The sequence below is a fragment of the Photorhabdus sp. RM96S genome, assembly GCF_042879335.1.
GTDB lineage: Bacteria > Pseudomonadota > Gammaproteobacteria > Enterobacterales > Enterobacteriaceae > Photorhabdus > Photorhabdus kayaii.
Genome location: NZ_JBHFKT010000051.1, coordinates 23772 through 31146, shown reverse-complemented (window position 1 = coordinate 31146; position 7375 = coordinate 23772). Strand labels below are relative to the sequence as shown.

4 protein-coding genes and 2 pseudogenes are annotated in these 7375 nt (G+C 44.1%); 4 read left to right on the top strand and 2 right to left on the bottom strand.

Annotated features, from left to right (window positions below; translation table 11 throughout):
• The first annotated feature begins 303 nt into the window (after positions 1-303).
• The 4 genes from ACGF49_RS21880 to ACGF49_RS21865 all read left to right on the top strand — a co-directional run bounded on the left by ACGF49_RS21880 (position 304) and on the right by ACGF49_RS21865 (position 5915).
• Positions 304-612 carry a hypothetical protein gene (locus ACGF49_RS21880; protein ID WP_387492769.1) on the top strand — a complete coding sequence of 103 codons (309 nt, stop codon included), beginning with the start codon at positions 304-306 and terminating at the stop codon, positions 610-612.
• 496 nt (positions 613-1108) lie between these two features.
• Positions 1109-2227, top strand: coding sequence for a hypothetical protein (locus ACGF49_RS21875; RefSeq protein ID WP_387492767.1), 1119 nt, complete (start codon positions 1109-1111; stop codon positions 2225-2227).
• A gap of 656 nt (positions 2228-2883) precedes the next feature.
• Positions 2884-3999 carry a hypothetical protein gene (locus tag ACGF49_RS21870; protein WP_387492764.1) on the top strand — a complete coding sequence of 372 codons (1116 nt, stop codon included), beginning with the start codon at positions 2884-2886 and terminating at the stop codon, positions 3997-3999.
• 785 nt (positions 4000-4784) lie between these two features.
• On the top strand, positions 4785-5915 hold the full coding sequence (locus ACGF49_RS21865) for a hypothetical protein (protein ID WP_113044084.1): 1131 nt from the start codon (positions 4785-4787) through the stop codon (positions 5913-5915).
• Positions 5916-6237: 322 nt separating this feature from the next.
• Here the strand turns inward: ACGF49_RS21865 and ACGF49_RS21860 are convergent.
• A pseudogene (locus tag ACGF49_RS21860) lies at positions 6238-6861 on the bottom strand (nucleotidyl transferase AbiEii/AbiGii toxin family protein); the annotation flags it as partial.
• Positions 6854-7330, bottom strand: a pseudogene (locus ACGF49_RS21855) (type IV toxin-antitoxin system AbiEi family antitoxin domain-containing protein); the annotation flags it as partial. The pseudogenes ACGF49_RS21855 and ACGF49_RS21860, both read right to left, overlap by 8 nt.
• Positions 7331-7375: the final 45 nt, after the last annotated feature.

The following is a 7375-nucleotide window of genomic DNA, read 5'->3' as shown; positions in this document are numbered from 1 at the left end:
TTTTTTTAAAGCAGAACGAGGCGGTATCATGACAGCGCTACCTTGCAGAGATGTACTGTGCCTACATTTTACTCAATTTTGTGGCTGTGAAAAGTTTTTAGAGGTTCCCCTGAGTTATCTGTTACGGACGAAGTAGAAATCGAAAACCCTACCATCGCGGTATCTGGCATTGTCTCAGTAACGAACACCTCTGATGGTCGGATCGAGGTTTTCGGTGTAGGTGGCGATAATGCAGTGTGGCGCAATGGGCAAACGACACATACAGGTGCTTCCTGGACCGGCTGGAGCTCACTCGGTGGAAGTGTGACCAGCAAACCCGCCGCTTATCTCAATTCAGACGGTCAATTAGAAGTATTCGTACGCGGCTCCGATAATGCGTTATGGCATAACTGGCAAAATGATACCCATTCCGGCTCATGGTCCAACTGGGCCTCATTGGGTGGCGGACTTTCTAGCGGCCCAGATGTCGTGGAAAACGCTAATGGCTATATTGAAGTCTTTGTACGCGCCACTGATAACGCACTCTGGAACATCAAGAGGACGAGTCCATCATCATGGTCCTCTTGGGCCTCACTTGGTGGAACCTTGATCGATGCTTCAGCGATCAAATAATTTGGAAAGCGTTAGAATTAGCTTCGCATAAGACAAACGTAATCTTCTGGCCCGATGCATTAACGAAAATATTCACTGCGCTGCATCGGACCAGTGGTATTTAATTTTCTGGAGTTAACCCAATAGCCAGATGACGAATTGTATACTTTAATAATGATCATCAGATATTTTGAATAAAAAACAAATATAACCGTAAAAAACAGACTTAAAATAGAAAACCAAGAAAACTTTAAAATAAGAAAATAGTTTATATCTAATTAATGTTTTTTAGATATTCGTATTTAAAAATACATATCAACACATAGATCTCCATAATATAAAATCACACCCAGCAATTTAATAATTAAAGTTTAATATCAAATAAAATATTACTTATTCATTTTATGAATAAAAACATACAGAATGCAATCGGAAATATTAATGTGAAATTAAACATATTGCTTATCAAATGATTACTTAGTGAATCTAAAAATTTATGCCTAAACAGGATATATATATGAAAAAAGAATCTATTAATACATCAGCTCCAGATAATACCAAGTCATTTGTTGAAAACGAAACAGAAGTATCCAATGAAATTTCTTGGACGGCGTTACCCGGAATTATCTCGGCGGCAAACAACGCCGATGGTCGACTTGAGGTGTTCGGTATAGGCACCGACAATGCTGTATGGCACAACTGGCAAACGGTACCAAACACCGGATCTTCTTGGTCCGACTGGCACTCGCTGAATGGAGGAGCGACCAGCAAACCCGCAGTTTACATTAATTCAGACGGCAGATTGGAAGTATTCGTGCGTGGCACAGATAATGCGCTATGGCATAACTGGCAGACCGTCCCCGGTGCCGGTTGGTCAGGCTGGCAATCTTTAGGTGGTCAGATCACCAGCAACCCAGTGGTATATGTCAACTCCGATGGACGGCTTGAGGTTTTTGTACGCGGCTCCGATAATGCTCTCTGGCACATCTGGCAAACCGCTCCCCATGCCGGCCCGTGGTCTAATTGGCAGTCACTAAATGGCGTGCTCACCAGTGATCCAACAGTATATGTTAACGCCAGTGGTCGGCCTGAGGTCTTTGCACGCAGCAACGATTACTCTCTCTGGTACATCAAGCAAACGGCTTCTCATACCTATCCTTGGATAAACTGGCAGTCACTGAGTGGTGTGATAACGAGCAATCCAGTGGTGATCAGCAACTCTGATGGTCGGCTTGAAGTCTTTGCACGCGGTTCCGATAACGCTCTCTGGCACATCTGGCAGGTCGCTCCTAACTCAGGTTGGACAAATTGGCGGTCACTGTCTGGTGCCATTACCAGCGACCCAGCGGTACATATCAACGCCGATGGCCGGCTTGAAGCCTTTGCGCGTGGCCCAGATGACGCTCTCTGGCATATCTGGCAAACGGCAGCATCGGGTTCATGGTCTGAGTGGGCTTCATTGTCAGGCGCGATTACCAGTGCTCCTGCGGTAGCGAAGAATTCTGACGGCCGGCTTGAGGTTTTTGCACGCGGTGCGGATAACGCTCTCTGGCACATTCAGCAAACTACATCATCGTCATGGTCTAGCTGGGCATCCCTCGGCGGCAACTTAATCGACGTTTCAGCCATTAAATAATCTGGAAAGATTAGCTTCACACAAGACGCGCATAACTTTCTGGCTTGATGTATTAAAGGAGAACATTCACTATGCTGCATCAGGCCAGCAGTATCTCATTTGCTGGAATCAACCCAATTCTCAACACGCAAACCAAGCATTCACTCAGACTTGCGCATGTGGTTGATGACAAAGATATAGTTTTGTCTATCCAATGTAGACTCTTGGTCGAATATACCCAAGAAGGCAATTTCAAATAAAGCCCCGTTTTATAGAATATTCATGAACTAGAATCTGTGTTTTTTTAATGCCAGTCGGCAAACTGTTCGCTTCCGCAAAGATTATCAGATGTTTTTAATGCAATTAAAACAATCATGATAAAAATATATTTTCAAATATAATAAAGATGAAACCTTAAAACAGCAAAACAGTTCATTCATAATTTATTATTTTTGAATGACCGTATGTAAAAATATATATAAACACACTAGGTTTTATAATGTAGCATCTCATCCACTTAATACTTCACGGATCATCAATCAACATCAAATAAAACATTAATTATTTCTTCAAAGAATAAAGAGTAAAAGTGAGAATGTTGATTCACAGAATTAAACATCTTGCTTATTAAATGACTATTTAGTCAATCTAAAAAATTATTTTTAACGAGAATATATATGCAAGAAGAACCTATTAATATACCAAAGCCAGATAATACCGAGTTACTTGCTGCAAATGAGATAGCAATCGAAAACGCACCAATCGCGTTGTCTGAAATTGTCTCAGTAGTAAACACCTCCGATGGACGGCTCGAAGTTTTCGGTGTGGGCACTGATAATGCCGTGTGGCACAACAGACAAACGGCACCACACTCAGGCTCTTCCTGGTCCGGCTGGATCTCACTTAACGGAAACGTAACCAGCAAACCTGTCGTTTATATCAATACAGACGGTCGGCTAGAGGTATTCGCACGCGGCACCGATAATGCGCTCTGGCACATCTGGCAAACCGCCGCCAATGCCGGTTGGTCAAACTGGCAATCTTTAGGGGGTACAATTACTAGTAACCCCGCGGTATATGTCAACACCAATGGCCGGCTCGATGTCTTTGCACGTGGCACCGATAATGCACTTTGGCACATCTCACAAACTGCCGCTCATTCCGGTCCGTGGTCAAGCTGGCAATCTTTGAACGGTGTGATCACCAGCAACCCGGCGGTTCATATCAACTCCGACGGCCGGCTTGAAGTCTTTGCGCGTGGTACCGATAACGCACTCTGGCACATCTGGCAAACCGCTCCTGATTCCAATCAGTGGTCAGGTTGGGATTCACTCGGTGGTGTAATCACTAGCGATCCTGTCGTCATCGGCACCGCTGATGGCCGGCTTGAAGTCTTTGCGCGCGGTTCCAATAACGCACTCTACCACATCTGGCAAACCATTCCCCATGGCGGCCCGTGGTCCAACTGGGCTTCGTTGAATGGCGTGATTACCAGTGCTCCTGCGGTGGTGAAGAACTCCGATGGCCGGCTTGAAGTTTTTGTACGCGGCACCAATAATGCGCTCTACCACATCTGGCAAACGGTTTCCCATTCCGGTCCGTGGTCTAACTGGGCCACGTTAAATGGCACGATCACCAGCGCACCAACGGCAGTGGAAGACACCGATGGTCGACTTGAAGTTTTTGCGCGTGGCACCGATAACGCACTCTGGAACATCTGGCAAGCCACACCATCGTGGTCCGCTTGGGTATCCCTCAAAGGCAGCTTAATCGACGCTTCAGCAATCAAATAATCTGGAATGAATCCAGCTTTGCACAAGACGAACGTCACCTTCTGGCCCGATACGCTAAGGAAAATATTCACTGCGCTGCATCGGGTCAGTGGTACCTAATTTGCCGGTAAAAATCTCATATTCGATACACAAACCTGGCATCGATTCGAGTTGGCATATTATCGTTGATGACAAGGAGATATTTTTGTCTATCTGAAACAGACTATTAGTCGAATATGCCTGGAAAACAACTTCAAATAGAATAACCTCTTTTAGGTACATGATTAAATCAGGATCTACGTTTCTCAATAGCCAGATTATGAATTTTGTGCTTTAATAATGATTCAATAAAATATTTTAAAAAAATTAAAAAAACATTAAACAAATATATTTAAAATAGAAACCAGCGGGGACTTTAAAATGAAAAATAGTTTGTGAAAATTAATTCCACTTAAATAATTTCGTATAAAATAATATATATACCCTATGGATTTCAAGATGCATCGCGACGGCAAGGGAGCGAATACCCGGGAGCATAGATAACTATGTGACCGGGGTGAGTGAGTGCAGCCAACAAAGAGGCAACTTGAAAGATGACGGGTATAAAATATGTAATCACATAATACGAGACTATATTTAATTAACATTTTACAGCTCAATAAATAACAAAAAAACATCCACCCTTTATTTTATTAATAAAATAACATAGGAGACGAGTGAAAACATCAATATATAAATACGAATACCTATCTCATTAAATGATTATTTTCTGAATCCTAAAAATTATTTTTAAAGAGAATATACATATGAAAAAAGAACCTATTAAAATGCCAAATCCAGATAATACCGAAGCATATGTTGCAGGTGAGGTAGAAATCGAGAACTCTGCGATAGCGTTATCTGGAATTGTCTCAGTAGCAAACAATGCCGATAATCGACTTGAAGTTTTCGGTGTAAGCACTGACAGCGCAGTGTGGCACAATTGGCAAACAGCACCGCTTCCAAACTCCTCTTGGGCCGGCTGGAACAAGTTTAACGGAGTAGTAACCAGCAAACCCGCCGTTCATCGTAATTCGGACGGTCGATTGGAAGTATTCGTGCGTGGTACGGATAATGCCCTCTGGCACAACTGGCAGACCGCCGCTGATACCAATACCTGGTCAAGCTGGCAGCCGCTGTATGGAGGTATAACCAGCAACCCTGAGGTGTGTCTCAACTCTGACGGCCGACTTGAGGTCTTTGCACGCGGCTCGGATAACGCGCTATGGCACATCTGGCAAACCGCGGCCCATACCAATTCGTGGTCAAACTGGAAATCTCTGGGCGGCACGCTCACGAGTAACCCGGCTGCACATCTCAACGCCGATGGTCGGATTGAAGTCTTTGCTCGCGGTGCCGATAATGCCCTTTGGCACATTTGGCAAACGGCTGCTCACACTGATCAATGGTCAAATTGGCAGTCACTAAAAAGTGTAATCACTAGCGACCCAGTGGTCATCAACAACTGCGATGGTCGGCTCGAAGTCTTTGCTCGCGGTGCCGATAGCACACTCCGGCACATTTCACAGATCGGTTCTGATTCCGTTTCATGGTCAAACTGGCAATGTTTGGATGGGGTGATCACTAGCGCCCCAGCGGCGGTGAAGAATATCTCCGGCCAGCTTGAGGTCTTTGCTCGCGGCGCTGATAACACGCTCTGGCGCACCTGGCAAACTTCCCATAACGGCCCGTGGTCTAACTGGAGCTCATTTACAGGCATTATCGCCAGTGCCCCAACGGTAGCGAAGAATTCAGACGGTCGGATCGAGGTCTTTGTGCTTGGCCTTGACAAAGCACTCTGGCACCTCTGGCAAACCACTTCATCAACCACATCATCGTGGACCACCTGGGCTCTCATCGGTGGTATCACCTTGATCGACGCTTCTGTGATCAAATAATTTGGAAGGAACCAACTTCTCACAAGATAAGCGTAATCTTCTGGCCCGATGCATTAAAGGAAATATTCACTGCGCTGCATCGGGCCAGTGGTACTTAATTTGCTGAAGTTAACCTAATATTCGACACGTAAGCTCAATACGGGTTCAAACTCATACATTATTGTTCATGACAAAGATATACTTTTGGTTGAATATACCCGTCATCTTTCAAGTTGCCTCTTTGTTGGCTGCACTCGCTCACCCCGGTCACATCGTTATCTATGCTCCCGGGGATTCACTCCCTTGCCGTCGCGATCCATCTTGAAATCCATAGGGTATAGAGCTCAGAAATATCCTTCCATCGAGGATTAAGCACTTCAGACAATGGGCGGGGATGACTAAGCAAATAGGTAATGAACCCATTAAAGATAGAACGATCTATTCCCCGCGTTTCAAGCAACATCTTGACGTCGAAGAGATCACGTGGATGCTGGCGATCTAACGCTGCACATAATTTACCACCATAGAGATCAGCAATCGAAACAACCTGAATAGAAGCAAAACCAAATTCATCTTCTACAGCCTCAACAACATCACGCTCCTGAGGTGAATACAGCGTACCGCGCGCAACCGGTGAGACTTCAATTTTTATCTGCGCATGTTGAGAAGTAACAATAATGCGCATTTCATCAGAATTATTGGCTTGTAGTGATGCAAAAATCCCCACTTGTTGTTGGAGTAAAGTGGCAATCCTAGTTAATGCCGCTCGAACATTAGGTAACGCTAACTCCCTGCTTTCCAGCGGTATATAAACCAGATCAATATCAACTGACAAACGGGGAAAATCACGTACAAACAAATTAATCGCCGTCCCACCCTTCAACGCAAAACAGTTCTCTGTTGCCACCACAGGCAGTACACTCATCAACAACACTACTTGTCGGTAATACGGAGAATATTTATCCATGAAATAATCCATTATTAAAATACTTTTCCGGAACCGTAATCTGATACCGTTTATCCAACTTTCCTCCTAACACGACTTGACGCTTCCCTGCTCCTAAATCAATTTTAGTTTTATCAATACGCTTAGCCCATACATGGGCATAATAATCGGTCAAAAAAAGATATAAACGGTTAGTTTGGATCGCATGGCTGGAATGAAGGAGTATTTCTACTTTGCGCGGTCTAAGGTTAACTAAACCTTGGAAAAGTTCCGCAGCATGTTCAAAAGAAAACGATACAGGCACAGCATCTAAAACTTCGTAAGCAGCTAATTCAGGCATGCTGGCTTTTAGCTGGTTTCCTTTGATTTCAACTTCTGTCAGATATTTCTCATCAAGTAGAGACAACTTCTGGTTAGACAGCAAAAACCAGTCAACATTGGGAAATTCTTTAAACCACCTCGGCAACGCAGCTTTATCTTCCACACAGAGTCAAATTAACCAGACCAAAATTACAGCTAAATTTGCGAATTGCTT